At 72.2% G+C, this 25,811-nt stretch carries 24 protein-coding genes and 1 pseudogene; 15 read left to right on the top strand and 10 right to left on the bottom strand.

Annotation, left to right across the window (positions count from 1 at the left end; genetic code table 11):
• Nucleotides 1-76: 76 nt before the first annotated feature.
• The 7 genes and pseudogenes from V1633_RS13015 to V1633_RS12985 all read right to left on the bottom strand — a co-directional run bounded on the left by V1633_RS13015 (nucleotide 77) and on the right by V1633_RS12985 (nucleotide 7,014).
• Complete coding sequence (locus V1633_RS13015) at nucleotides 77-178, bottom strand: 30S ribosomal protein bS22 (protein WP_007465623.1); 102 nt, start codon at nucleotides 176-178, stop codon at nucleotides 77-79.
• A 327-nt stretch (nucleotides 179-505) separates the two neighbouring features.
• Entirely contained in the window at nucleotides 506-718 is a 213-nt protein-coding gene (locus V1633_RS13010) for a helix-turn-helix domain-containing protein (RefSeq protein WP_331214529.1), read from the bottom strand.
• A 185-nt stretch (nucleotides 719-903) separates the two neighbouring features.
• Nucleotides 904-2,088, bottom strand: a complete 1,185-nt coding sequence (locus V1633_RS13005) for an ABC transporter permease (RefSeq protein ID WP_331214528.1) — start codon at nucleotides 2,086-2,088, stop codon at nucleotides 904-906.
• A gap of 92 nt (nucleotides 2,089-2,180) precedes the next feature.
• Nucleotides 2,181-3,068: pseudogene (locus V1633_RS13000) on the bottom strand (ABC transporter ATP-binding protein); the annotation flags it as partial.
• Entirely contained in the window at nucleotides 3,065-4,492 is a 1,428-nt protein-coding gene (locus V1633_RS12995) for an efflux RND transporter periplasmic adaptor subunit (RefSeq protein ID WP_407952001.1), read from the bottom strand. The gene V1633_RS12995 and the pseudogene V1633_RS13000, both read right to left, overlap by 4 nt.
• Before the next feature lie 121 nt (nucleotides 4,493-4,613).
• Complete coding sequence (locus V1633_RS12990; RefSeq protein ID WP_331214527.1) at nucleotides 4,614-6,206, bottom strand: hypothetical protein; 1,593 nt, start codon at nucleotides 6,204-6,206, stop codon at nucleotides 4,614-4,616.
• Between the two features lie 73 nt (nucleotides 6,207-6,279).
• Entirely contained in the window at nucleotides 6,280-7,014 is a 735-nt protein-coding gene (locus V1633_RS12985) for a permease prefix domain 1-containing protein (RefSeq protein ID WP_331214526.1), read from the bottom strand.
• A gap of 395 nt (nucleotides 7,015-7,409) precedes the next feature.
• Between V1633_RS12985 and V1633_RS12980 the strand changes: the two genes are divergently transcribed.
• Complete coding sequence (locus V1633_RS12980) at nucleotides 7,410-9,998, top strand: hypothetical protein (protein WP_331214525.1); 2,589 nt, start codon at nucleotides 7,410-7,412, stop codon at nucleotides 9,996-9,998.
• Between the two features lie 253 nt (nucleotides 9,999-10,251).
• On the opposite strand, the gene V1633_RS12975 is transcribed toward V1633_RS12980, so the two are convergent.
• Both V1633_RS12975 and V1633_RS12970 read right to left on the bottom strand, forming a co-directional pair.
• On the bottom strand, nucleotides 10,252-10,788 hold the full coding sequence (locus V1633_RS12975) for a DUF1697 domain-containing protein (RefSeq protein WP_331214524.1): 537 nt from the start codon (nucleotides 10,786-10,788) through the stop codon (nucleotides 10,252-10,254).
• 34 nt (nucleotides 10,789-10,822) lie between these two features.
• Complete coding sequence (locus V1633_RS12970) at nucleotides 10,823-11,743, bottom strand: proline dehydrogenase family protein (RefSeq protein ID WP_331214523.1); 921 nt, start codon at nucleotides 11,741-11,743, stop codon at nucleotides 10,823-10,825.
• 206 nt (nucleotides 11,744-11,949) lie between these two features.
• On the opposite strand from V1633_RS12970, the gene V1633_RS12965 reads away from it, so the two are divergent.
• From V1633_RS12965 to V1633_RS12955, 3 genes are read left to right on the top strand one after another with little or no spacing between them, the layout of a single operon-like run.
• On the top strand, nucleotides 11,950-12,213 hold the full coding sequence (locus tag V1633_RS12965) for a hypothetical protein (protein ID WP_331214522.1): 264 nt from the start codon (nucleotides 11,950-11,952) through the stop codon (nucleotides 12,211-12,213).
• A gap of 3 nt (nucleotides 12,214-12,216) precedes the next feature.
• Nucleotides 12,217-13,401, top strand: coding sequence for a glutathionylspermidine synthase family protein (locus V1633_RS12960; protein ID WP_331214521.1), 1,185 nt, complete (start codon nucleotides 12,217-12,219; stop codon nucleotides 13,399-13,401).
• An 18-nt stretch (nucleotides 13,402-13,419) separates the two neighbouring features.
• Nucleotides 13,420-14,001: a CGNR zinc finger domain-containing protein gene (locus V1633_RS12955; RefSeq protein WP_331214520.1), complete on the top strand. Its 582-nt coding sequence runs from the start codon at nucleotides 13,420-13,422 to the stop codon at nucleotides 13,999-14,001.
• 260 nt (nucleotides 14,002-14,261) lie between these two features.
• Here the strand turns inward: V1633_RS12955 and V1633_RS12950 are convergent, their stop codons facing one another.
• Entirely contained in the window at nucleotides 14,262-15,230 is a 969-nt protein-coding gene (locus V1633_RS12950; protein ID WP_331214519.1) for a LysR family transcriptional regulator, read from the bottom strand.
• A gap of 60 nt (nucleotides 15,231-15,290) precedes the next feature.
• Here V1633_RS12950 and V1633_RS12945 point away from each other — a divergent pair, with 60 nt between their 5' ends.
• The 11 genes from V1633_RS12945 to V1633_RS12895 all read left to right on the top strand — a co-directional run bounded on the left by V1633_RS12945 (nucleotide 15,291) and on the right by V1633_RS12895 (nucleotide 25,794).
• Complete coding sequence (locus V1633_RS12945; protein WP_331214518.1) at nucleotides 15,291-16,172, top strand: serine hydrolase; 882 nt, start codon at nucleotides 15,291-15,293, stop codon at nucleotides 16,170-16,172.
• Nucleotides 16,173-16,369: 197 nt separating this feature from the next.
• Entirely contained in the window at nucleotides 16,370-17,374 is a 1,005-nt protein-coding gene (locus tag V1633_RS12940) for an MBL fold metallo-hydrolase (RefSeq protein WP_331214517.1), read from the top strand.
• 35 nt (nucleotides 17,375-17,409) lie between these two features.
• On the top strand, nucleotides 17,410-18,036 hold the full coding sequence (locus V1633_RS12935; RefSeq protein ID WP_331214516.1) for a DUF4232 domain-containing protein: 627 nt from the start codon (nucleotides 17,410-17,412) through the stop codon (nucleotides 18,034-18,036).
• 154 nt (nucleotides 18,037-18,190) lie between these two features.
• Complete coding sequence (locus tag V1633_RS12930) at nucleotides 18,191-18,958, top strand: hypothetical protein (RefSeq protein WP_331214515.1); 768 nt, start codon at nucleotides 18,191-18,193, stop codon at nucleotides 18,956-18,958.
• Nucleotides 18,955-19,650, top strand: coding sequence for a DUF4190 domain-containing protein (locus V1633_RS12925; RefSeq protein ID WP_331214514.1), 696 nt, complete (start codon nucleotides 18,955-18,957; stop codon nucleotides 19,648-19,650). The genes V1633_RS12930 and V1633_RS12925 overlap by 4 nt, the downstream gene beginning before the upstream one ends.
• Nucleotides 19,651-19,820: 170 nt before the next feature.
• A complete protein-coding gene (locus tag V1633_RS12920; RefSeq protein ID WP_331214513.1) occupies nucleotides 19,821-20,690 on the top strand; it encodes an alpha/beta fold hydrolase in 870 nt (289 codons plus the stop codon).
• Nucleotides 20,691-20,811: 121 nt separating this feature from the next.
• Nucleotides 20,812-21,642, top strand: a complete 831-nt coding sequence (locus V1633_RS12915) for a M55 family metallopeptidase (RefSeq protein WP_331214512.1) — start codon at nucleotides 20,812-20,814, stop codon at nucleotides 21,640-21,642.
• A gap of 71 nt (nucleotides 21,643-21,713) precedes the next feature.
• Nucleotides 21,714-23,009: a DUF1800 domain-containing protein gene (locus V1633_RS12910; protein ID WP_331214511.1), complete on the top strand. Its 1,296-nt coding sequence runs from the start codon at nucleotides 21,714-21,716 to the stop codon at nucleotides 23,007-23,009.
• 13 nt (nucleotides 23,010-23,022) lie between these two features.
• Nucleotides 23,023-24,276, top strand: coding sequence for a DUF1501 domain-containing protein (locus tag V1633_RS12905; protein ID WP_331214510.1), 1,254 nt, complete (start codon nucleotides 23,023-23,025; stop codon nucleotides 24,274-24,276).
• A gap of 91 nt (nucleotides 24,277-24,367) precedes the next feature.
• On the top strand, nucleotides 24,368-24,883 hold the full coding sequence (locus V1633_RS12900) for a SigE family RNA polymerase sigma factor (protein WP_331214509.1): 516 nt from the start codon (nucleotides 24,368-24,370) through the stop codon (nucleotides 24,881-24,883).
• A complete protein-coding gene (locus V1633_RS12895; RefSeq protein WP_331214508.1) occupies nucleotides 24,880-25,794 on the top strand; it encodes a hypothetical protein in 915 nt (304 codons plus the stop codon). The genes V1633_RS12900 and V1633_RS12895 overlap by 4 nt, the downstream gene beginning before the upstream one ends.
• The last annotated feature ends 17 nt before the right edge of the window (nucleotides 25,795-25,811 follow it).

Raw genomic sequence — 25,811 nt, 5'->3', positions numbered from 1 at the left:
CGACGTCGTCACGTGGGCCTCCAGAGGTCGACTGCTGACCGGCGTCACCGCTGGCCGGGCCGGAGCCCGGCCAGGGTCACTTGCCGAGACGGCGACGCTGGACGCGGGTCTTGCGCAGCAGCTTGCGGTGCTTCTTCTTCGCCATGCGCTTGCGGCGCTTCTTGACCACCGAGCCCATACGACAGCCCTTCTGATGCATCTGCGGGTCGGACCGGAGTCACCCCCACGGGGGTGGCCGGTAACCGAGCTGGACAACGAACCGGGCCGGCACGGTCTGGCTCTCGCCCACACCGGCACATGGCCACGGTCGCGGTCCAGCCTAGCCCTCGACCGTCGAGCGGACGAACGCGCCCCCGGTCTCACCGTCGTCCGCACCGCCCGGCCCACGTCCGCGCCACCGTGGCCGGCCGGTGTCGGCGGCCCGCCGACGTCCGCGTCCGTCGTCCCCGCCGCCCGCTGCCGGCCCGCCGCACCGCACCCGTCGTACGCACCGTCGGGTCAGTCGTCAGGCGGTCTCCTGAAAGGCGCCGCGCAGGTACTCGTGCACGGCGTGCTCGGGCACCCGGAACGATCTGCCCACCCTGACCGCGGTCAGCTCGCCGGAGTGCACGAGTCGGTAGACGGTCATCTTCGACACCCGCATGAGCGTCGCCACCTCGGCGACGGTCAGGAACCTGACCTCCGGCAGCCGGCCGTCGGACTGTGGTGATCCTGCCATGGCTCACCAATCCATCCCATTCCCCGGCGCGGGCCGCCCGGTCGGAGGTTCCGCACCGGGGCGACTACGCGCGTGTTATCAGTACGGTAACGGGACGGCTGTGACCGGCGCGATCCCTTCGGGCATTTGATCATCACTGGCGGCGTCAGCGGCGGGTGGGAACGGACATTCTTCGCCGATCCCGGTCATTCCGCGCGCAGTGCCACCACCGGGTCCAACCGTCCGGCCCGTTGCGCGGGCACCACCCCGAAGACGACCCCGACCACCGCCGAGACCCCGAAGGCGAGCGCCAGCGACCACCCGGTCACCAGGGTCGGCACCGGGGAGAGGGCGGCGACCAGCATGGCGGCGGTGACGCCGAGCGCCATGCCCAGCGTGCCGCCGAGCGCGGTGAGCAGCACCGCCTCAAGCAGGAACTGCAGCCCGATGTCCCTGGGCCGGGCACCGACCGCCTTGCGCAGGCCGATCTCGCGGGTCCGTTCACGTACCGACACCAGCATGATGTTGGAGACCCCGACCCCGCCGACCAGCAGGGAGATCCCGGCGATCGCCGCCAGCACCCCGGTGAGGACACCGAGGATGTCCCCGAGTACCCCGAGGACCTGCTCCTGGGTCACCGCGCTGAACTCGGTGTCGGGATGCCGGCGGGACAGCTCGGCGACGATCCGGTCGCCGAGTTCGCCGATCCGCTCCCGGTCCGGCGCCCGGACCGCGATGCCGTCGATCCGCTGCGTGCCGTAGAGCCGGTGCGCGGCGGTCACCGGGATGTGCACCTCGTCGTCCCGGTCCACGCCCAGGCTCTGGCCCAGCGGGGTGAACACGCCGATCACCCGGAACCGCACCCCGGCGATCGAGACCTGCCGGCCGACCGCCTCCCGGCCGCCGAAGAGGCTGTCCGCGACGGTGGCGCCGAGCACCGCCACCCGGCGACTCGCGTCCACATCGGAGGAGGTCAGATAGCTGCCCCGGTCCAGCTCCCGGACGAAGACCTGCGGGGTGGTCTCCAGTACGCCCTGCACGGTACTGAACGCCGAGCGGGCACCGGCGCGTACCGTCTCGCCGGAGGTGACGGTGACCGCGACCCGGCCGGGGTCGCCGACGACCCGGCCGACCGCCTCGACGTCGGCGAGGGAGAGCCGGGAGACGGCCGGGGCAGCGCCGAGGTCGAGCCGACCGGGGACCACCACCAGCAGGTTCGAGCCGAGTCCCTCGACCTGCTGTTCCACCTCCCGCTTGGCACCGGCGCCGATCGCCACCAGCACGACCACCGCAGCCACCCCGATGACCACGCCGAGCATGGTGAGCAGACTGCGCAACCGGTTCGCGACCAGCGCGACCCGGGCCACCCGCCAGGCCTCCGCGACCCTCACGACCCACTCCCCGGACCGGGCTGTTCCGGGATACGCCCGCCGGGGTCGTCTCCGACCCGGCTTCCAGGTCCGGGCCGGCCGTCAGGATCGTCCCCCGCGTCGTCGACGCCCGGCCGGTGCGGGATGCGGCGCCCGGCGGCTCCGGCGGCGCCACCGGAGCCACCGGGCGGGTGCCCCGAGTCGCTTCCGGACGCGAGTCGGGGCTCCGCGCTGGGAGCGTGGTCCACTATCTCAGGCCCCCGGCGCGCCGCCGGCACGACCGTCGGCGAAGCCGGGTCGCCGGCCGGTGGTATGACCCGGCCGTCCCGGACCACGACCTGCCGACGCGCCCGCGCCGCCACCTCCCGGTCGTGGGTCACCAGGACCACCGCCACCCCGGAACTCGCGTTCAGCTCCTCCAGCAGGGCCAGCACCGACTCCCCGGTGACGCTGTCGAGGTTGCCGGTCGGCTCGTCGGCGAGCAGCAGCACCGGATCGGTGACCAGGGCGCGGGCGATCGCGACCCGCTGCTGCTCCCCACCGGAGAGCTGGTTGGGCCGGTGGTCGAGCCGGTGCCCGAGCCCGACCCGGTCGAGCATCGCGGCGGCCAGTTCCCGGCGCCGCCGGGCACCGACTCCGCGGTAGACCAGCGGCAGTGCCACGTTCTCCACCGCCGACGTACGGGGCAGCAGGTGGAACGCCTGGAAGACGAAACCGATCGTCTCGTTGCGCAGGGCCGCGAGTTCCCCGGCGGTCAGGTCGGCGACGTCCCGGCCGCCGATGGTCAGCCGGCCGCTGGTCGGCCGGTCCAGCCCGCCGAGCAGGTGCATCAACGTCGACTTCCCCGAGCCGGACGGCCCGACGATCGCCAGGTGGTCCCCGGCGTCGACGGTCAGCGAGACGCCGCGCAGTGCGGTCACCGACGTGCCACCGAGGTCGTACGTCCGGACCAGGTCGACCGCCTCGACCGCGACCGGCCCGGCACCGCTGAGCCGGTTCACCGCACCCGCTGCCCGGGACGCACCCGGTCGGCCCCACTGACCACCACCTGCTGGCCGGGTTCCACCCCGCCGACGATCTGCACCAGGTCCCGGCCCTGTACGCCGACGGTGACCGGCACCTGCTCGGCGACCCCGTTCCGGACCACCCAGAGTGCCTCCCGCCCGTCCGTGCTGTGCACCGCCGCGGCCGGAACCGTCACCGCGTCCGCCGCCTCCCGGACCCGCAGCCGGACGACCGCGCTCATCCCCGGGCGAGGGGTCGGCGCGACCCGCCCGTCGGCGTACCGTCCCGGGTCGAGCGAGAGTCGGACCCGGTACGAGACCCCGCCCTGGGCGGAGGTGGTCGGCAGTACGTCAACCGAGCGGACCCGGGCCGGGTACTCGGCTCCGGTGGCCGCGTCGAGTTCCACCGTCGCCGACAGCCCTTCGGTCACCAGCGGCACGTCGGTCTCGTCGATGTCGGCGACCAGGCCGAGGTCGCCGACGTCGACCACGGTGAGGATCGGGGTGCCGGCGCCGACCCGGCCGCCGACCGGCACCGTGCCGTCGACCCCGGGCACCGGTGCGGCGGCGCCACCCGGACCGGTCCCGCCCGCCGGGTCGAGGCCCGGTGGCGCGCCGAGCCCGCCGCCCGGGCCGAGGCCGCCCGCGACGCCGAGCAGGCCGGCCAGCGCCTCGACGGAACCGGTGCCGCCAGCGGTGACCGGGCCACCGAGCTGCACCACCCCGCTGATCGGGGCCCGCAGGGTCAGCGCGTCCACGGTCGCCTTCGCCAGGTCGTACGCCTGCTCGGCCTGCAGCCGTTGCGCGGCGGAGAGTGCACGGACCGCGGAGTTCAACCCGGCGACGCCGCGCCGGACCGCCCGGACCACGGCGTCGGCGGACCGGGACGCCGCCTCGTACTGCAGTTCCGCCGCTGTCACCTGGGCGAGCAGGGCGTCCCGCCGGTCCCGGTCGGTGAGTTCGCCGGCCGCCTCCCGGGCCGCGTCGAAGGCCCGGGCCGCCGCCCGATCGGTGCTGTGGCGCGCCCGGGACAGGTCACTGCCGTCGCCGGCCGACCCGCCACCGGCTCGTCGGGCCAGGTGGAGGGCCTGCCGGGCCTTGTCGAGCCGGTTCCGGGCGGCGGGTGAGTCGATGACCGCGAGGATCCGGCCGGCCCGGACCCGCTGGCCCGGGCCGACCCGCAACTCGGCGAGAGTGCCGTCGGCGGGGGCGCTGAGCGTGGCGGCGGCTCGCGCGGTCACGGCGGCGGGTGCCTCCACCAGCTCGACAACGCTCGCCCGGGTCACGCTGACCAGGTCGAACGTCGGCTCCTCGGTGCAGGAGGCGGCGGTGAGGCCGACCAGGCCGGTGACGGTGGCCAGGGTGAGCAGTGGGCGGAGCCGCGTCAGCCCGGTACGGCGCGGCGGAGAGGTACGTCGCACACCGTCATGCTACGAGCACGGTACGCATCCGTACGGGTACGACGCGCGCGGCCCGGTCCCCGATCTGCATCTCGCCCTGCCGGCACCGCCGACGGCCGGACGGGCGCCCCGGTCAGACGGATCAGCCGGCCGCCTCCCGGATGTAGTCGGCGCAGTCGTCGTGCAGCGTGGACCACTCCACGCCGAAAACCTGACGGGCGGCCTCCTCCTCCGAGTCGCCGTCGTGCACCACGAGCTTGAAGAAGCGGAGTACCTGCGCGTCGCCGAAGCGGTCGCTGAGATGGCGGACGGCGAGGTAGCCGGCCCCGTACGCGGCGGAGACGCGCCAGTCCGGGGCGTCGTCGTCCGGCACCAGGTCGTCCAGTTCGCCACTCCAGTCGGAGTCGGCCAGCCGCTCGACGTCGGAAAGGCTCGGATACCGGCTCACCGGGCGACCGGCCGCGCCGGCGTACTCGGCGAGTCCCTCGACCAGCCACCATGCGCCGTTCTCGATCCGGGGCGTGCCGGAGAGCGAGGCGGTGTGGGTCAGCTCGTGCCGGAGCAGTTCGGCGTACTCGCCGTCGCGCAGGCTCTCCGAGTTGAGCACCACGTCGTACTGGCCTGAGCCGATCGAGACGGCGTATCCGGCGGTCCATTCCGCCCGGTCGCCGCCGTACCACCGCTTCCACTCGTTCGGGCCGGCGTAGAAGATCCGGTAGCGGTCCGGCGGCGTGCCGTCCGCAGCGTAGCGGTCCGCGACCAGGGCGGCCTGTTCCGCTTCGCGCAGCAGCGTCGGCAGGCGGTCCCGGAAGGCCCGGGGCGCGGCGACCATCACCCGCTCACCGATTGAGGCGACCAGTTCGTCGACCTCCCAGGGGCGGGGGCGGTCACCCCGCGACTCCGGCTCCTCGACACTGATCAACCGGGGCTGGCCGGCGGCGTCCTGCCAGCGGGTACTGACCGTGATCTCGACAGGCTCGCAGGTCGGCACGACGAAGCAGTGCCTGACCCGGAGGTCGGCCCGCCACTGCCCCGGCTCGAACATCCGGACCAGCTTGCCGCGCAGCTCCGGCTGCCACCGGGTGACCTGCATCGCGCGCAGGGTACGGAACTGGCGGCGCAGGTCACGGGAGACCGGGGAGCCCGGCTCGGCCACCGCCAGGTAGCCGCTCTCGTCACCGCCGAGCAGCGCGTTGGCCTGCTTGTCGAGCAGTTCGACCACCCGTGCGCCGAGCCACTCCTGGGTAACGGTCAGCGCGTCGCCGGCCTTCGGGCTGGGTGCACCGGCACCGGCCGCCGTGCCCCCCGGGCCGCCGAACCGGTCGAGGGCGAACACCCCGCCGACGGCCGGCACCGCGCAGCAGAGCAGCGCCACGACGACGCCGAAGGTCACCCACAGCCACAGCCGGGGACGGCGGGGTGGTCGCTGCCCGAGGTCCGGCGGAGGACCGCCGAGCGGTGGGTAACCGAACGGGAGCGTGGATTGGCCGGCGGTCGACGACGGGTAGCCGCCCGACGCGGGATGTCCCGGAGGCGGCCCGTAACCACCGGCGGCCGGATACCCGGGAACCGGTGACGCACCGCCGGGTGGCGGATAGCCGGCGTAACCACCGGGTGGCGGATAGCCGGCGTAACCACCGGGTGGCGGATAGCCGGCGTAACCACCGGGTGACGGGTAGCCGATGTCCGTGTCGTCACCGCCGCTCGGGCGGGTCCCAGAGTCCCCGTCAGTCACGGCCGGAGAGTACGACCTCGTGTCCAGTTCTGCCCACCCCGGTTGCATCCGGGGGCGAATCGGAACCGAACCGTCACCATCGAGGTGTCTCGTGGGCCGGAAGCCAGTCCTGATCGGTCATCCAGCTCTGTCCATCATGGATGGAGGACGGTTCCGGCCCGGCCGCCGCGAGCCAGCTGCGCCGGGCGGAGAGGAGCACCGGGACCGCCGGCAGGACGACCCCGACCACGCCGGCCAGCGTCCCGGCCGGACCGGCCGAGGACGGCAGTACGGTCAGCAGCACGCCGCACCCCACGGTGAACAGCACCATGGTCGCGGCGAGTACGGCGGTGAGCCGTACCGCCCCGAGTCGGATTCCGACGTGCCGCAGTCCCCAGCCGAGCAGGATCACCGCGCCCAGGGCGGCGACCAGGGCGAGCCCGGCGAACAGGTCGGTCGCCCGGGCCAGCCACAGGTACGTCGCGTCGGGCCGGTCGTCGCCCCACAGCATCCGCCAGCCGCCGAGTCGGCCGAGCAGTTCGGTGCCGAGGTGCTGGCTGCCGAGAACGGCGAGAAACAGCAGCGCGGTACGCCGGCCGTGCGTCACGGCCAGCACCTCCTGCAGCCCTGACGCGATCCGGCGCGCCGACCCGAACTCCCGTACGGCCAGTTGTTCCGCCGCCGGGGCGGTGAGCCCGTCGCTCCGGTGGCTCTCGGCGGCGTCGACCAGGGCGTCACGGATCTCGGCGAGCATGTCCGCCCGGAGCCGGGCCGATCCGCGCAGTGCGGAACCCACAGCCGAGACGTAGTCGTCGATCGCATCCGTCACCAGGTCATTCTTCCGGGTGACCGGTCAGGACCGCCATCAGGAGGACCCCTGAGCCTGTCCGACCCGTTTCGGTCCGGCCGGCACTGTCTGCGCCTGCTGTACGAATTGGGCAGATAAGAGATGTCTGGGAAATAACGAGTGGTACGTCCAATGGAATGGCCGTCTGCTTTTTTCTGCCCGAACCAGGATTACTCCTGGTCTGATCCCCATAGACCCCGGTTCACGCGGTTCGGGCGCCGACAGTCTTATTTCCGCTGAATCGTGGGTTTTCTTCGCGTAGGCCCGTGATGCCCCGGAAGGTCGCCGTACGGTGACGTTCAGTGGTGGCAAACCATTTGTCGCCATCCGCGCCCTGGTGGTGCGGGCGTGTCTTGTATCCGAAAGGCAGGGAGCTCATGTCCGAACTCCATGGGAACCATGTGGATCCCGGTCAGCCCAGAACGCGCCCAACGAGGCGGCGGTCCCGGTGGTTCTTAGCCGGTGGAATCGTCGCCGGAAGCCTGGTGGCCGGTGCCGCCGGTATCACGGGGGTGGCCGGCATGGCCGGCGCTCAGGGTCTGACGAACCTGGACCTGGGGAAGCTGTCGGTTGTCGCCACGGACAACGGCAAGGACCAGCAGGGCAAGGACGACAAGAGCCACGACGGCAAGGACGAGCAGGGCAAGGACGAGCAGGGCAGGAACGAAGAGGGCAAGGACTCGAAGGACTCCGAGGGCGGCTGGCAGGGCGGGACCGACAGCTGCGAGTCGGGTTCGAACAGCTCGGGCTCGAACGGTTCCGGCTGGCACGGCGAGGAGTCCGGCTCCAACAGCTCGGGCTCGAGCAACTCCGGCTCGAACGGTTCCGGCTGGCACGGCGAGGAGTCCGGCTCCAACAGCTCGGGCTCGAACAGCTCCGGCTCGAACGGTTCCGGCTGGCACGGCGAGGAGTCCGGCTCCAACAGCTCGGGCTCGAACAGCTCCGGCTCGAACGGTTCCGGCTGGCACGGTGAAGAGTCCGGCTCCAACAGCTCGGGCTCGAACAGCTCGGGCTCCAACAGCTCGGGCTCGAACGGTTCCGGCTGGCACGGTGAAGAGTCCGGCTCCAACAGCTCGGGCTCGAACAGCTCCGGCTCGAACGGCTCAGGCTGGCACGGTGAAAAGTCCGGCCAGCAGGGCCAGCACGGTCAGAACTCGGACCAGCAGGGCCGGAACTCGGACCGCCAGTCGGGCGAGAGCTCGGGTACCGGCGGCTCGGGTGAGCCCTCGCCCAAACCGACGGAATCCAAGGACCCGAAGGCGAAGCCGGAGGAGTCCAAGGACCCGAAGGCGAAGCCTGAAGAGTCGAAGGACAAGGGCAAGGCCGAGGACCCGAAGGACAAGGGCAAGGCCGAGGACCCGAAGGACAAGGGCAAGGCCGAGGACCCGAAGGACAAGGGCAAGGCCGAGGACTCCAAGGACAAGGCCGAGGAGTCGAAGGACAAGGGCAAGGCCGAGGACTCCAAGGACAAGGGCAACGAGCGCTCGGGCTCCGAGGGTTCCGGCTGGCACGGCGAGCGTTGCGCCGACGAGGGGAACAAGCGCGACCAGGAGAACCGGCACGACCAGGAGAACCGGCGCGACCAGGAGAACCGGCACGACCAGGAGGACAAGCACGACGAGGAGTCGGTGCCGTGTGACCCCGACAAGCTCATCGCCGCGCTGGTCCACGCCAACGCCCAGGGTGGTGGTCACCTCCGGCTCGCGCCCAAGTGCACCTACGTCCTCACGGCGTACGACGACCGTGACAAGCACGACAAGAAGGATGACCGGAAGCACGACCGGAAGAAGCACGACCGGAAGGACGACCGGAAGAAGCACGACGACAACGGCGTGATGAACGGCGTGAACGGCGCGAATCACGACGACAAGGACGACCGGAAGCACGACAAGCACGACGGTCGGAAGCACGACGACGACCGGAAGCACGACAAGCACGACGGTCGGAAGCACGACAAGAAGGACGACGACAGGTCGGGCCTGCCGGTGATCCACGAACGGATCACGATCAAGGGCGAGGGTGCCACGATCACCCGCGCCGCGAACGCCAAGGACTTCCGCATCCTGACCGTCGGTCACGGCGGCGAGCTGGTCCTCAGCGACGTGACCATCAAGAACGGTCGCGGCAAGGGCGGCGGCGGCCTCCTCGTCGAGGACGGCGGTACCGCCAAGGTCAAGGACAGCAAGTTCACCCGGAACTCCGCCGTTCACGGCGGTGCGGGTGGCGCGATCCTCAACAAGGGCGAGACCGAGATCACCTACAGCCAGATCAACGACAACAACACCGACGACAAGGGTGCTGGTGGCGGTATCGCCAACACGGGTGACCTGAAGCTCGAGCGGGTCCAGGTCAACAACAACAACACCCACGGCTTCGGCGGCGGCATCGTGAACGCCTTCGGGGTCGCCCGGATCAACAAGGCCGAGATCCACGGCAACCGTGCCGGGGCCGGTGGCGGTATCGCCAGCGTCTTCGGCCGGACCACGGTCGAGGAAACCAAGGTCACCTTCAACACCGCCAAGGTGGGTGGCGGTATCGCCGCCACCAAGAGCACGGTGATCGTACGCAAGTCCGAGGTCAGCCGGAACAGCTCGCACTCGGACGGCGGCGGCTTCTTCAGCCTGGACGGCTCGCTCCTGGTCGAGAAGACCAAGGTCGAGGCGAACACGGCGCGTGGCGACGGTGGCGGCATCTTCGCCAAGGACTCGGACATCACCGTCCGGGACAGCGAGATCGTCTACAACGACGCCATCGGCAACAAGTCCCAGGGCGGGGGCATCTTCGTCAAGGAGGGCAAGCTCTCCCTGGTGGACAGCAAGGTGGCGGAGAACAACGCCACCAAGAAGCCCGGTGGGGTCTTCGCCAAGGACGCCAAGGTGAAGGTGGACGAGGACACCGTCATCATCAAGAACCGGCCCACCAACTGCGACGGCAGCCCGGAGCACATCGACAACTGCTTCGGCTGAGCACCGCCGCTGACCAGGCCGGTGGTCGGTACCGGTAGCCGGTGACGGAGACCAGCACCGACAACGCCAGCGGGGCGCATCCGGTTCCCCAGGGAGACGGTCCATCCGGACCAGACCTCCGAGGGACCGGGTGCGCCCCCGCCGTACGTGATGCCGAGCCGCTCTGACGAAAAACCCCAGCGCCGTACGTGCGTCCGCCAGAGGACCGGGCCGCGGACCCGCCGCGACCGGGGCGGGACCGGGCCCGGGCGGGTCAGTCGACGGTCAGGTCCGCCAGCGCCCGGACGGTCCGCCAGTTCCGGATCGTCACCGGAACGGCCAGTCGCCGCTCCAGGAACGCGTTGCTGAACCTGGTCCGGCCGAAACCGTCGGGGTAGTGCAGGTAGATGTCCCGGCCGGCGAAGGTGAACTCGGCGGTCTCCCCCTCGGGCACCGCCAGCGCGGCGATCCGCGCCGGGTCGGGCGGCTCGGCCAGGAACCCGACCAGCAGCTTGACCTCGTCGCTCTGCACGCCGAGGTACGGGTTGCCGTCGACCAGGGTCGCCAGCTCGGCACCCGACCGGACCAGCACCGGTACGTCCCGGGACAACTCGTCGCCGAGGGCCCGACGGATCCTCCCGGCCAGCCGTTCCGGATCCTCGTCGGCGGCGAAAACCACGTTCCCGCTGCGCAGGTACGTCCGGACGTCCGCGACGCCGAGTCCGGTGACGACCCGTTCCAGTTCGGCCATGGCGAGCTGGGTGCCGGCCCCGACGTTGATGCCACGCAGCAGTGCGACGTACCGGGTCACCGGTGTCCTCCGTTCGCTCCCGAGCCGGCGCAGCCTACCCCCGACTGACCAGCGCCCGGGCGAAGAACGCCACATTCGCCGGCCGCTCGGCGAGCCGGCGCATCAGGTAGCCGTACCAGTCGGTGCCGTACGGCAGGTAGACCCGGACGGTGTGCCCGGCCTCGACGAGCCGGGTCTGCTCGTCGGGGCGTACGCCGTAGAGCATCTGGAACTCGAACTCGTCCGGTCCCCGGTCGAACCACCGGGAGCGGTCCTCGGCGATGGCGATCAGCCGGGGGTCGTGGGTCGCCAGCATCGGGTATCCGGGGCCGGAGAGCAGGATGTTCAGGCATCGGACGTACGATTTGTCCACTTCCTGGGCGGACTGGTACGCCACCGACTCGGGCTCCTTGTACGCCCCCTTGCACAGCCGTACCCGGCTGCCGGCGGTGGCCAGGTCCCGACAGTCCGCCTCGGTCCGCCGCAGGTACGCCTGCAGCACCGCGCCCGTACCCGGGAAGTCCTTGCGCAGCTCGGTCAGGATGTCGAGGGTCGAGTCGGTGGTGGTGTGGTCCTCCATGTCCAGGGTGACCGTGGTGCCGGCGGCCTCGGCGGCGGCGCAGATCGCCCGGACGTTCTCCTTGGCCAGCCGCTCGTCGAAGCGCTGCCCGAGCGCGGAGAGTTTCACGCTGACCTCGGTCGGCGGGGTCAGCCCCGCGTCGGCGAGCCGGCCGAGGAGGTTCAGGTACTCGTCCCGGACGGCGGTCGCCTGTTCCCCGGTGACGGTGTCCTCGCCGAGGTGGTCGATGGAGACCGCCAACCCGTCGGCGACGAGCTGGCGGGTGGCGCGCAGCGCGTCGTCGGTGGCGGTGCCGGCGACGAACCGGCGTACGACGTCCCGGGTGAACGGGGCCGTCTCGACGAGCCGCTCGATCCGGGTTGACCGGGAGGCGGCGAGAATGACCGATCGGAGCATGTGCCGAGCGTAACGCCAGCCGATCGGCCGCACGCGGGGACCGGACCGGGACCGGGCGGCAACCGGGAAGCTGCCCGGGAAGGGTTCCTCGAAACCAGCGGGAGGGCCCCGGAAGTGGCCGGTGAGCGGCCCGGAAGTGGACCGGGAAACCGCCGGAACGGCGACCGGGGGTACCCGGGGTGGCGCCGATCGGTTACAACGATCTCGTGGAAACAGTGTCGCGACGCCGCCTCCGGTCCGCGAGCGTGCAACTGGGCGCGCTCACCGCTCTCGCGCTCACCCTCACCGCGTGCAACCAGGTGGGCGACGACGATGACGACTGCGACCGGAAGACCCGGCCCCGGTCGCTCAGCAGCGCCACCCCGCTTGCCACCGTCGAGGCGCGGTTCGAACGGCCCGGTGCCGAGCCGACCTCCGTCGTACCCAGCCAGGGCGGGTTCGGCACCCACCTCGCCTCCTGCGGCGGCTGATCGATGCGGCGGGAGAACTGCACCCCCCGGCCGGGCTGGCACGACATGGTCCGTGGCCAGGGTCTGGTCTACGCCGACACCGAGCTGCCGGACGGCGGTTTCATGTCGTACTGGGACGAGAGCGCCTGTTACGCCCTCGACCTGGACGAGGTGCTCCGGCTGGAGGAGGCGACCGAGGAGCTGCACCGGATGTCGGTGGCCGCCGCCGAACACGTGGTGGCGAAGGACCGGTTCGCCGAGTTCGGCATCCCGGCCTGGGCCGCCGAGGCGGTCCGCCGGTCCCTGCGGGAACAACCGCCGACCCTCTACGGCCGCTTCGACCTCTGGTACGACGGCAGTTGGCCACCGAAGATGCTGGAGTACAACGCGGACACTCCGACCGCGCTGGTGGAGGCGTCGGTGATCCAGTGGTACTGGCTGGAGGACGTCCACCCCACCCTCGACCAGTGGAACAGCCTGCACGAGCGGCTCGTCGACGCGTGGCGCCGGATCGGCGCCGACCTGCACGACCCGCTGGTGCACGTGGCCTGGTCGGACGAAGAGGAGACCGGCGAGGACCAGATGACCGCCGGCTACCTCGCCGAGACCGCCCGCCAGGCGGGGCTCAAGAGCGAACTGCTGCCGATGCTCAACATCGGCTGGGACGGGCGGCGGTTCGTCGCCCGTACCGACCCGGGCGACGAGACCGGCACGCCGATCCTGACCTGCTTCAAGCTCTATCCCTGGGAGTGGATGGTCGCCGAGCCGTACGGGCGGCTCGCGCTGGCGCCGGGGACGCCGACAACCTGGATCGAGCCGGCCTGGAAGCTGCTGCTCTCCAACAAGGCCCTGCTCGCGGTCCTCTGGGAGCTCTATCCCGGTCACCCCTACCTGCTACCCGCCTATCTCGACTCGCCCCGGGGAATGCCGGAATACGTGGCGAAGCCGTTGTTGGGGCGGGAGGGCGGATCGGTGCGGATCATCACCGGCGCCGGAGAGATCAATAACCCGGGCATTTACGGTGCCGAAGGTTGGTGTTACCAGGAATTTCGCGCGCTCCCGTCGTTCGCGGGCAATCGGATGGTCATGGGCAGCTGGATCGTCGCCGGAGAGTCCGCCGGGGCGGGCATCCGGGAGAGCCAGAACTTGATCACCGACGGCTTCGCGCGGTTTCTTCCGCACTACGTGGACGCGCCACGGGAGCCCTGAGTCGTCTACGGTTGTCGGGTGAACTTCGACGCGTACGCCCGGACCGGGGTTGACCTCGTGAACGCGCGACTCGAGAACCTCGACGATCTGCGGGCCGTTTTCACCGACGAGCACGGCTGGATGCGCGATGAGGTGACGGATCGGGATGTCGCCGCCTTCCGCCGAGCCCAACGACGGTTGCGGGACGTCTTCGAATTCGGCTCCTCGGGGCGCGACGGCGACGCGGTGGCCGAACTGAATTCACTATTGGAGAGTTATCCGGTACAGCCCCGCATTTCCGGGCATGACGCCAAGGACTGGCACATGCACGTGACGAGCCGGGGTGCCTCGGTCAGCGCCGAGTTCCTGGCCGGCGCGGTCTGGGGCCTGGCGGTCTGGCTCTGCGAGTACGGCAGCGCCCGGTTCGGGGTCTGTGCGGACGACCGTTGCGGCAACGTCTACCTGGACACCTCGTCCAACTGCTGCCGCCGGTTCTGCTCGGAACGGTGCGCGACCCGTTCACACGTCGCCGCACACCGGGCCCGGAAGCGGGCCGCGGTGGAGGCGAAGACGCCGGCGGACGCGGCGGTCACGGAGAAGGCCCCGGCTCCGGTCGGCTGACCGGTACGCAGGGGCCCCTCCCCCGTCGTTTCCGGGGTCCTTCCAGGGGCCCCGGCAGCAGGTGGTCCAGAGCACCGAGGCCAGGAACCGCCGTCCACAACGGACCTGGCGTCGACGGTCGGATCGTCCCGCGTGCCTCGGACGGTGCACCGACCCGACCGGATGACCAAAACGGCGGTCGCTGGTGACCACACTGGCTCCACGTCGACGTCTGCGGCGAGGATCGGGGTGTGGGCGCCCTCCGGGACGACGTCGGGGCCTCACACCTCGGGCGGGGCGTAGACGATCGACCAGGGGCGGAGCGGGTCCGGGCCGGTGCCCAGCACCCGGGCGGCCGGTGCCGGACCGGTCAGGATGTCGGCGGCGACCCGGGCGAACGCCGAGGCGGCCGGATGTGGCGACCGGTCCGGCCAGACCGCCGAGGTGCGCCGGCTCAGCACCGGCTCGGCGAGCGGGCGCCAGGCGACCCTCGGCTCGCGCCGGGCCGTCGACTCCGGCTCGAACGCCACGCAGTGCCGGCCGAGCACCAGCCCGAGCAGGAACTCCGGGTTGCCGGCGTGCCGGATCCGCCGGGGCACGAAGCCGTACCGGCGGCACACGTCGAGGACCTCGTCGTGCCAGCCGGGGGCGGTGGCACGTGGGAAGAGGACCAGGTCGTGACCGGCCAGGTCGGCCAGCCCGATGTCGCGGAGCTGGGCCAGGGGCGAGTCGCGCGGCAGCACCACCCCGAGCCGGACCGCCACCGCCGGACCGGCCCGCAGCCCGTCGGCCGCCTCCAGCGGATGGTGCACCAGCCCGACGTCGAGCCGGGCCTCGGCGAGCATCCTGAGCTGTTCGGCGCTGGTCAGTTCCTGGAGGTCGACGTCGAGTCCGGGTGCCTGCTCGGCCATCCGGGTCAGCAGCGCCTGCAGGGTGGGGGCCGGGGTCTCCGGGGGTACGCCCGCCCGCAACGTACCGAGTTGTCCCTCGGCGGCCTTGCGCATCACGACCCGGATCCGGTCCTCGGCCGAGAGCAGCGCGGGCGCCTCGGCCAGGAGCAGTTGCCCGGCGGTGGTCAGGCCGATCCGGCGGCGGGAACGGTCGAACAGTTCGACCCCGAGTTCGCGTTCCAGCCGTTGGATCGCCTGGCTCAGCGGCGGCTGGGCGATGCCCAGGATCTCGGCGGCCCGGCCGAAGTGCAGTTCCTCCGCGACGACGAGGAACTGTCGCAGGTGCCGGGCGAGGTCCACCGGTCGAGGATATGCGTCCGGATATGGGACGGTTCCGGTCGGCCGCTACTGTCGTTGTCCGTGCCGGTTCTGGAACACGTAGAGCGGATCTTCGACAGGGTGGGGGTCGACGCGCAACTGCACGTGACGGAGATCGACGGCGAGGGTGAGGTGGCGGTCCGGGCCGACGAGCAGGTGGTGCTCGCCTCGGTCTTCAAGATCCTGTTGGTGCTGGAGTTCGCCCGGCAGGCCGTGGCCGGTCAACTCGACCCGACCGAGCGGGTGCTGGTCCGGGCCGAGGACCGGTTGGGCGGCTGGGGTACGGCGGGCTGTACCGACGACATCGAGGCGTCCCTGCGGGACCTGGCGTACTTCGCCATGTCGGTCACCGACAACAGCGCCGCCGACCTGCTGCTGCGCCGGGTCGGGCCGGACGTGCTGCCGTTGCTCGCCGCCGAACTGGGGTTGACCCGTACCCGGATCGTCGGCGGACCACGGCAACTGCTGGAGTCGATGTACGCCGACGTCGGGGCCCGGGACGACGCCGAGTTCGTCCGGATCTTCCCGACCCTGCCCGAGCGGAGGATTCGGGACCTGCGGGTGTTCGACCCGGAGCGGACCACGTCCGGCACGCCCCGGGAGATGACCCGCCTGCTCGGCCTGATCTGGCGGGACGAGGCCGGGCCGGCACCGGCCTGTGCCCTGGTCCGTGACCTGATGGCCCGGCAGCTCTTCTGGACCCGGATCGCGTCCGGCTTTCCGCCGCAGGTACGGGTTTCGGCGAAGACCGGGACGCTGCCCGGGCTGCACATGGAGGCCGGGGTCGCCGAGTATCCCGACGGCGGCCGGTACGCGATCGCGATCTTCGCCCGGGCCCGGCGGCTGAACGCCCGGCGGATCGACGTCGACCTGGCGATGGGCGAGGCGGCCCGGACCGCCGTCGAGGCGCTGCGCGGGCGGTGAACGCCCAGCCCGGGCGTTGATTCCGCCCCGCACGTCAGCCGGTCGACCAGCCGTGACCAGGCACGATATCCGTACGCGTATCGGTGCCACCGGCCGATGGTCTTGGACGGCGGCGCCCGGCCGGTGGTTGGGTTTCGGCACTCGACCGCTCGACCCGGCAGTCCGCTGCCGGCCGAGCCTGATCGGAGGGACCTGTCATGCCCGAATCCCGACTCGACCGCCGCAACCTGCTCCGGACCGCCACCGTCGGCGCCGCCGCGCTGACCTCGGTGACCAGCCTCGCGGCCGGATCAACCCCCGGGCTGGCCGCGCCCGCCGTCCCGCCCGCCCGGGGCGGCGCGCCGACCGCCGGCCGGCGCGGGGGCCAGGGCGCCGCGACGTTCCGCTGGTTCGGTACGGCCGGCTGGCGGATCGACATCGGCGCGAAGACGGTGCTGGTCGACCCGTACCTCAGTCGGTACCCGACCGGCCTGTTCGACGGCGGGATGAACCCGGCGACGCCGCTGACCGTGGCCACCGACGTCGTCGCCGCGCACGTGGGCCGGCCACAGACGGTGCTGGTCACCCACTCGCACTGGGACCACTTCAACGACGTACCGCACATCGCGACGACCACGGGGGCGCGGGTGATCGGCACGATGACGACGTACCAGCTCGGGCTGGCCTCCGGCATCCCGTCGGGTCAGCTGGGCCTGGTCAAGGGCGGAGAGGTCCTCGAGTTCGGCGACTACAACGTCGAGGTGGTCGCCTCGCTGCACAGCCGGAACGCGTCGTACTCGATCGGCATCCCGGGGCTACGGCTGAGCCAGCCGCCGAAGCCGGCGACCGTCGCCGACCTGCCCGAGGGCGACACCCTCGCCTACCTGCTGAGCGTGCGGAACGGACCGAGGGTGTTCTTCATGGGGGCCAGCGACTTCGTGGCACGCAACGTGGCCGGGCTGGCACCCGACATCGCCATGATCGCGATGGCGTCCAGTGACGCGACCCACGAGTACGTACCCCGCCTGCTCGAGGCCCTGGACCACCCGTCGATCGTCGTACCGGTGCACTGGGACAACTTCGAGACCGAACTGCGGAATCCGCCGCCGGTCCTGCCGGGCGACCGCCAGCGCCTCGAAGCGATGATCGAGACGATCCGGCGGGTCGCCCCGAAAACCCGGATCGTCGTACCGGAGTACCTGACCAGCTACACGTTCTCCTGACCGGTGCGGTCCGGCAGGAGCAGGAGGGGTTGCAGGTGAGCAGCAGAGACTCCACGGCCCGGCCGACGGCCGACGGACCCCGTCCGGTGCGCCGACCCGACCGGGTACGTCGCCCCGGCCCGCTGCGCCGGCTGGGCGTCCTGGTCGGCGCGGCCGCCCTGCTCGCCGGCTGCGGCGGACCGAGCAGACCGCCGGTACCGGAACCGACCGTGACCGCCTCACCGACACCGACCTGTGCCGACGGCTTCCTGGTCAGTGCCGGTGAGGTGAGCGCCGCGGCGGGCCTGCGGGCGCTCGGGATCGAGCTGCGCAACTGCGGCACCGCCCCCTACCAGGTGCAGGGTTTTCCGGTCGTCCGGATGCTGGACGAGCAGCGTCAGCCGCTGGACGTCACGGTCGGCAACGGGTCGTCGCCGGTCAGCGCACCGGACAGCTACGACGTGCCGCCCCGGCCGGTGGTCCTGGCGCCGGGCGAGGTGGCGAGGACGCGGGTGCTCTGGCGCAACACCGTCGCGGAAACGACCCGGCCTCCGGTGAACGGCAGCTACCTGCAGATCTCTCCGGCACCGGGCGCACCGGCGCAGCTCGTCGCGCCGGACGGCGGGATCGATCTCGGCACTACCGGCCGGCTGGCGGTGAACGCCTGGCTGCCGGCCGGATAGCGGCCACGGATCGTCGACCGCCGGTGGTTGTCCCGAGGCTGGATACTGGCGTGGACACGGTGGTCCGTCCGGATCATCGGCCCGCGCTCCCGATCCGGCCGAGCCGCCGCGCCGGCCCGCTCCGGGAGTGTGCCGTGGAGCAGTGAGGAGACCGGTGGCCGCTGGCAACCTTCCGCAGCCGTACCAGTCGGACCGGCCGGCGTCGCGCTCCGGCGACGTCACCCCGTGGACCGGTGCCGTCCCGGCCGCCGGGCGGACGGCGGCGACCGGTCCACCGGTGCACTCCGCCCGGGACCTCGGTTTCACCGGGATACCGGGCCGGAACCACTGGTGGCAGCTGATCGACGACAAGCTCAAGACCCGGATCCACGACCGGGTCGGGCCGACGGTCGAGTGGTGGGCGTACCACCACGCGACGTACCAGGACCGGGCGTACGTGGTGGTGCTCGGCCCGCACGGGTTGGCGGTGACCACCCCGACGGTGAACGACGCCGGCCGTCCGGCCCAACTGCTCCAGGTGCGCCGGTTCGTTCCCGGGTCGTTGCGGCACGTCATCGTGCGGCAGCAGCCACAGTGGACCGGACCGGCCACCGGGGCCGCCGGCCGGACGTCGATCGGCGGGCCCGGGACGGCTCCGCCGGAGCCCCGGCTCGCGTTGACCGAGGACGTCCGCGGCTTCCTCGGCAACCTGCCGACCGAGGCACAGGCCCGGCTCCAGGCACCGTTTCTCGGCGCCGACCCGGTGCAGGCCAGCGACTACTTCTACGAGGGCAGTGCCGAGCAGCTCGACGTCTGGTGCTACCTGGCCGGCGGCCGTACCGTGACCTTCGCGTCCGGGCGGCGGGTCGCCGCGGCCGGCGCACCGCCGCAGGCCGCCTCGTGGCAGGTGATCTGCCGGCAGGCGGAGATCGCGCCGAAGTGAACCGTGACTGGGAGGATCTGGCCGGTCTCGACCCGTGGCGGGTCCTGGGGGTGCCCCGGGACGCCGATCCGGCCCAGATCAGACGGGCGCACCGGCAGCGGACCAGGACGACGCACACCGACGTCAGCGGCGACCTGGTCGGTCAGGTCCGCCTCAACCTGGCCCGGGACGTGCTGCTCGACCCGGTCCGGCGGCGGGACTACGAGGACCGGCTCCGTCGGGCGGACGCGCCGTCCGGGTACGTCGACAGCCCGCCGACGGCCGGGTCACCCGGATCGGACGATCCGTCGTACCGGGACCGGTTCGAGTGGGAGTCCGGGGTCGGGCCGAGCCTCGACGACCTGTACGGGAGCGGCCCGAAGTCACCGCCCGCCCCGGAGTACGAGATCTTCGTCGAGGAGCCGACGCGGCCGACGTACCAGAACCATCCGCCGTACCCGGGCACGTATCCGCCGCCGCCCCGGCCGGTGATCCGGCCGTTGAACGCGTTCGCGCTCACCTCGCTGATCCTGTCGGTGACCGGGATCTGCTGTCTGCCCTCGCTGGTGGCGATCCCGCTGGCGGTCATCGGGCTCGGGCAGATCCGCACCCGGGGAGAACGCGGCGCGGTACTGGCCTGGCTCGCCCTGCTGATCAGCACCGTGTCGCTCACCCTGGGCGTGCTGTACGTCGTCCTCGTCAGCACCGCCTGACCTGGGCGCGGGAGCGCGCCGGGAGCTCGGGGTACGCCGCCGGTCACGGACTCGGCGTCTCGCGGCCGGCGGAGCCGGGGCGCCGGCCGGCGTGCGGTCCGGGCGCCCACCGGTCGGACCAGCGTGCGGTCGGTCGACCGACCGACTACCCAGCGGAGTACCGTGACGCGATGCCAACCTATCCGGGTATCGACGGTACGCCGCTGCACTACGACGAGCTGGGCCGGCCGGAGAGTGCCGGGGCACCGCCGCTGATCACCCTCGCCGGCGGCCCGGCCCGGCATCCCCGCTACCTCGGTGACCTGGCCGGGCTCGGCACCCGACACCGGCTCGTCGTACCGCATCTGCGCGGGGTGGGCCACTCGCCGGACCCGGCGGCGGTGGAGCTCGGCTCGTGGTGGTGCCAGGCTGAGGACCTGGACCGGCTGCGCGGGCACCTCGGTCTCGAACAGCTGCTGCTCGTCGCGCACTCGGCAGGCACCCGGCTGGCGATCAGCTACGCGGCCCGGTTTCCCAGCCGCATCATCGGTCTGGTGCTGATCACCCCGCCGGCCGACGACCTGGTCGACGTACCGTCCGACGTCGAGGAGCTGAGGTCGGCGCGGCGCGGCGAGCCGGCCCTGGCGGCCGCGATCGAGGCGTGGCGGGTCGGACCGGAGTTTCACCACGACGCCTTCGACGAGTGGCAGGCCCGGGTGGCGCCGCTGGGGTACGCGGCCTGGGGCGGGACGGAACAGGCGCACGCCGCCGACGCCGAACACGGGCTGGCGGCCATCCAGGCGTACTTCAGCGTCCAGCCGCCGGAGGACCTCGCCGCCCGGCTGGGTGGTGTCGAGGCGCCGGTGCTGGTGGTCGCCGGGGCGCAGGACCTCGTCACCGGGCTCGCCCCGGTACTGGCGCTGGCGGACCTCTTCCCGGCCGGTGAAGCCGTCACCATCGCGGACTCCGGGCACTACCCGTGGGTCGAGCAGCCGGCGGCGTTCCGACAGGCGGTCGACGGCTTCCTCGACACGGTCGCGCCGCCCGCCCCGGCCGGCTGACCCCCACCCGCGACCGGCCGACCCCCGCCGGCCCGTCGGCACCGACGGCCGACGGCCTCCCGCCGTCCGCCGCGCACCACCGCCGGCCAGCCGACGCCGACTTCCCGGGTTAGGGTGCCTGATGCCGAAGATCCTGATCTCAGCCGACCTGGAAGGCGTGTCAGGCGTCGTACACCCGGTGGAGACCAACCCGGAACGGTACGACTACGAGCGTGGGCGGGCGCTGATGACCGCCGACGTCAACGCGGTCGTCGCCGGTGTGCTGGAGGCGGAACCGACCGCCGACATAGTGGTGGCCGACGCGCACGGCACGTTCCGCAATCTGCTGCCGGAGGACCTCGACCCCCGGGTACGCCTGATCCGGGGCAAACCCCGTCCGCTGGGCATGCTCGGCGGGCTGGATTCCGATGTTGACGGACTGCTGTTCGTCGGTTACCACGCCCGGGCCGGTGCCGGGCCGGCCGTCCTCGCGCACACCAAGAGCGACGTGGTGCTCGGGCTGCGGCTCGACGGGCGGGAGCTGGGCGAGATCGGCCTGAACGCCGCCCTTGCCGGGCAGTACGGCGTTCCGGTGCTGCTGCTCAGTGGCGACGACGCCGCCTGCGCCGAACTGTCCGAACTGGTACCCGAGGCGACGACGATCGCGGTCAAACGCGCGCTAGGTCAGGCCGCCGCCGAGATCCTGCACCCGGCGGTCGCCCGGGAGCGGCTCCGACGGGCGGCGGCCACCGCGATGACGCGGCGGGCGGAGATACCGCCGTACCGGCTCGACGGGCCGGTCACTCTGGAGGTCGACCTCTACAGCCCGACCACTGTCGATGCCGCGACGCTGATCCCCGGGGTGGCGCGGGCCGCCGGGGCGCGGACCGTCACCTTCACCGGCCGGGACGTCGCCGAGGCCTACGACATCGTCCAACTTCTTGTGCTGCTCGGGCAGGTCAAGCCCGGCTAGCGGTTCCGGGGGGCCACCTCGGGGCGTATCGGAAATTAGCGGTTTCGGACGGACGTGCCTATGGTCGGACAATGGCCCGGGACGCGATAGCCCACCTGCTGCGCCGCGCGACGTTCGGTCCGACCGCCGACGAGGTCGACGCCGCCGTACGCGACGGATTCGACGCCACCCTGGAACGACTGGTCAACCCGACCGGTGACGATCCCGGTGCGGCGGCGACCCCCGTACCCCGGCTCGGTCCCGACCCACGCGCGGCACTCGACAGGTCGGCCGGCCGGGAGCAGCGGCAGCAGGCCAACCGGCAGCGCACCGAGCAGGTGACGCACTGGTGGCTGGACCGGATGGTCGTGGCCGAGCACCAGCTCGTCGAGAAACTCGTGTTCTTCTGGCACGGGCACTGGGCGACCAGTGTGCAGAAGGTCAAGTCCGCCCAGCTGATGCTGGGCCAGCTCGACACCCTGCGCCGGTACGGCCGGGGCGGGTTCGACAGCCTGGTCGCCGCGATGGTGCGGGACCCCGCGCTGATCCTCTGGCTGGACGGGGAGAAGAACACCCGTCGGGCCCCGAACGAGAACCTGGCCCGCGAGCTGATGGAACTGTTCACCCTCGGCATCGGCCACTACACCGAGGACGACGTGAAGGCCGGGGCGCGCGCGTTGACCGGCTGGACCGTGGCCCGGGACGACGGCGCCGCCCGGTTCAACCCGAAACGGCACGACCGGGAGCAGAAGACGATCCTCGGCCGGACCGACCGTTTCGACGCCGACTCGTACGCCCGACTGCTCGCCGCCCAGCCCCGGGCCACCGGGTACCTCCGCGACCGGCTCTGGTTCCGGTTCGCCGGCACCGGGCCGGTCCCGGCCGCCGGAGCCGTCACCGCCGCGCCGGTCGACGTCACCGCCACCCTGCGGGCACTGTTCACCGATCCCGCCTTCGGCCAGAGCCGGGGACACCTGGTCAAACAGCCGGTCGAGTGGGCCGTCGGCGCGATGCGTCAACTCGGCGTACGACCCTCCGCGCTCTCCGAGCAGCAGCGTCGGCAGCTCCAGCAGGGGCTGTCCGGAATGGACCAGGTGTTGCTGCGCCCGCCGAGTGTCGGCGGCTGGCCGGCCGGGACCGCCTGGCTGACCACCTCGGCGTTGCAGGCCCGGATGCGGCTGGCCGACCTTTTCGCGGCGGCGGCGGAACCGGCGGTGGTCCGCAGGCTCGCCGCGACACCGGAGGCGGAGCGGCTCGACGCGCTGGCCCGGCTCCTGGTGGTGGACGCCTGGACCGACCGCAGCCGGGCGGCGTTGGCGCCGCTGGCCGGCCGACCGGAACGGCTGATCCCGGCCGCCCTGGTGAGTCCCGAGTACACCGTCAGCTGACCGGAGGCGAGACGTGGACATCCTGACCCGGCGTAGGTTCCTGATCGCCAGCGGTGTGGTGGGGGCGGGCGCGCTGGCCGCCGGTGCCGCCACGCTCACCCTCTCGGACCTGCTGGCCACGGCCGGCGACCGGGACCCGAGCGGACGTACGCTCGTGCTGGTCACCCTCTACGGCGGCAACGACGGGTTGAACACCGTGGTGCCGTACGCCGATCCGGCGTACCACGACACCCGGGGCGAGCTGGCCTACTCGCCGGACGAGGTGAAGCGGCTCGACGACACGGTCGGGCTGAACCCGGCGATGACCGGCCTGCACGGGCTGTACGGCCAACGGCGGCTGGCGATCGTCCGTGGGGTCGGCTACCCGAAGCCGGACCGCAGCCACTTCCGATCGATGGACATCTGGCAGACCGCCAACCCGGAGCGGCCCGGGACGACCGGCTGGATCGGCCGCTGGCTGGACGGGGTCGGCGGGGATCCGCGGCTCGCGGTGTCGTTCGAGTCGGCGGTGCCGCCACTGCTGGCCGGGGAACGCAGCGCCGGTGCCTCGGTGCCGGTGGCGGGACGGAACCGCCGGGGTGGCCTGTCGGATCCGACCCTGGCCGCGTTCGCGGCCGGCAGTCCGGGCGAGTCGCCGGCCCAGGCCCGGGCGGCGGCGTGTTTTGCCGACCTGCGGTCCGTCGACCAGATGGTCGCCGAGGTACGGAACGCGGCCGAGGACGCCGAGGGTGCCGAGGACGCGGAGGACCGGCCAGCGGCGACCGCGACCGGCGGTGCCCGTACGTCGTTGCAGGCTCAACTCGACCTGGTCGCGCAGTGTGTCGAGGCCGGGGTGTCGACCCGGGTCTTCTCCGTCTCGCTCGGCGGCTTCGACAGCCACGCCGACGAGAAGCAGCTGCAGGCGGTGCTGCTGGGTCAGCTGGACCGGGCACTGACCGGGTTCGTCGAGCGGATGGACCGTACCGAGGCGGGCCGCAAGGTGGTGGTCGCGGTCTACTCCGAGTTCGGGCGGCGGGTCCGGGCCAACGCCTCGGAAGGCACCGACCACGGCACCGCGTCGAACGTCCTCCTGCTCGGTGCCGGGGTACGCGGCGGCCTGCACGGTGCGCAGCCGAGCCTGACCGACCTGGACGACGGCGACCTGAAGTTCGGCGTCGACTTCCGGGACGTCTACGCGACGCTGCTGGCGGACGTGCTGGACGCCGATCCGGCCCGGGTGCTCGACGGCTGGCGGGGCCGGCGCGACGACCTCTTCGTCCCGGCCTGACCTGACCGACCTGTCGTCGGCCACACGGAAATTCACGCCGTCGGTTGGCAACCATCCCCGTCCGTCGCGCTGTTGACGGTGCGGAGGCGTGGTGAACGATTCAGAGGCAGTGCGTGACTTCGAGGCGTACGTCGCGGTGGCGTGGCCCCGGCTGCTGCGCTCGGCGTGGTTGCTGACCGGCGACTGGCACCGGGCCGAGGATCTGCTGCAGACCGTGCTCGCCCGGGTCTACGGCAGGTGGCCCCGGGTCCGGGACGGTGCTCCCGACGCCTACCTGCGGGCGATGCTGGCCACCACGTACCTGAACTGGTGGCGGCGCCGCTGGCGGGCCGAGGTGCCGACGGAGCGGATCCCCGAGCACTCCGGTGCCGACCCGCACGCGGACGCCGGCGTCCGGGACGTGGTGCGGGTGGCGTTGCGCGGGCTGCCGCGTCAGCAGCGGGCGGTGCTCATGCTGCGGTTCCACGCCGACCTGACCGAGGCGGCGACCGCGCGGACGCTCGGCATCAGCCTGGGCACGGTCAAGTCCTACACCGCCCGGGCGCTCGCCACACTCCGGGCCGATCCCGCACTGCGGGCCCTGTTGACCGAGGAGGCGCAGCGATGATCGAGGACCGAATGGCGCGCCTGCTCGACCAGGCCGTTCCCGGCATTCCGGAGGACCTGCGTCGGCCGCCGCTGACGGAACTGCGGGCGCGGGTACGGCGTCGCCGTATCCGCCGTACCGCCGTGGCGGTGGCCGGGGTGACGCTGGTGCTGATGACCGGCCCGGCCCTCTGGTACGCGTCCGACTCCGGATCGCGGCGGACGGTGCCGGACGTGGCGGACGGGCCCAGCGCGCTCGCCGACGACCGGCTGACCTGGTGGATGGCGCGGGTCGGCCGGGACGACAGGACCGTCACCCTCTACGTGTCCCGGCTGTCCGACGCCCCGCCCTGTCAGGGCACCTGGCAGCCTGAGGCGACCGTGGTGTCCAGCGCGGACGCGGTCACCGTCGAGGTCGCCGACGGTTCCGCGACCGGCATCGGCTGCGCCGACGACGACACGAGACTGGCCCCGGTACGGGTCACCCTGCCGGAGCCGCTCGACCGCCGCGACCTGGTCGACGCGTACGACGACGGCAGCCGGCCGGTGTACCGGGAGGCGGACCTGCCGGAGGTTCCCGGCGGTGTGGACGGCTGGTCCGAGGTGCGGACGTCGTTCTCCGCACCCGCGCCGGTCAACGCCGAGCCGCCCGGCGCCTGGCTGCTGTCGTACACCCGCCCGGGTGGTCCGGACATCAGGATCCGGGGCTATCCGGCCGGCCACGCCCTGGCGGCGGTGCCGGCGGGTGATCCGGTGGACACCGTCGAGGTGGCCGGCACGCGCGGCAGGATCGACCCGTACGGAGGGGACCGTTTCCTGCTGCGCTGGCAGGTGTCCGACACGGTCTACCTGCTTGACGTGCTGCCCAGCGAGGGCGTCCAGGGGTCGATGACAATGTTCCGGGACGTACTGGAACGGATCGGCGTCTCCTGACGGCTCCGACCCGGCCG

This window comes from Plantactinospora sonchi, assembly GCF_036422035.1.
Classification (GTDB): domain Bacteria; phylum Actinomycetota; class Actinomycetes; order Mycobacteriales; family Micromonosporaceae; genus Plantactinospora; species Plantactinospora sonchi.
Note: the sequence above shows the minus strand (reverse complement) of the source record. Positions and strands in the feature narration are given on the sequence as shown.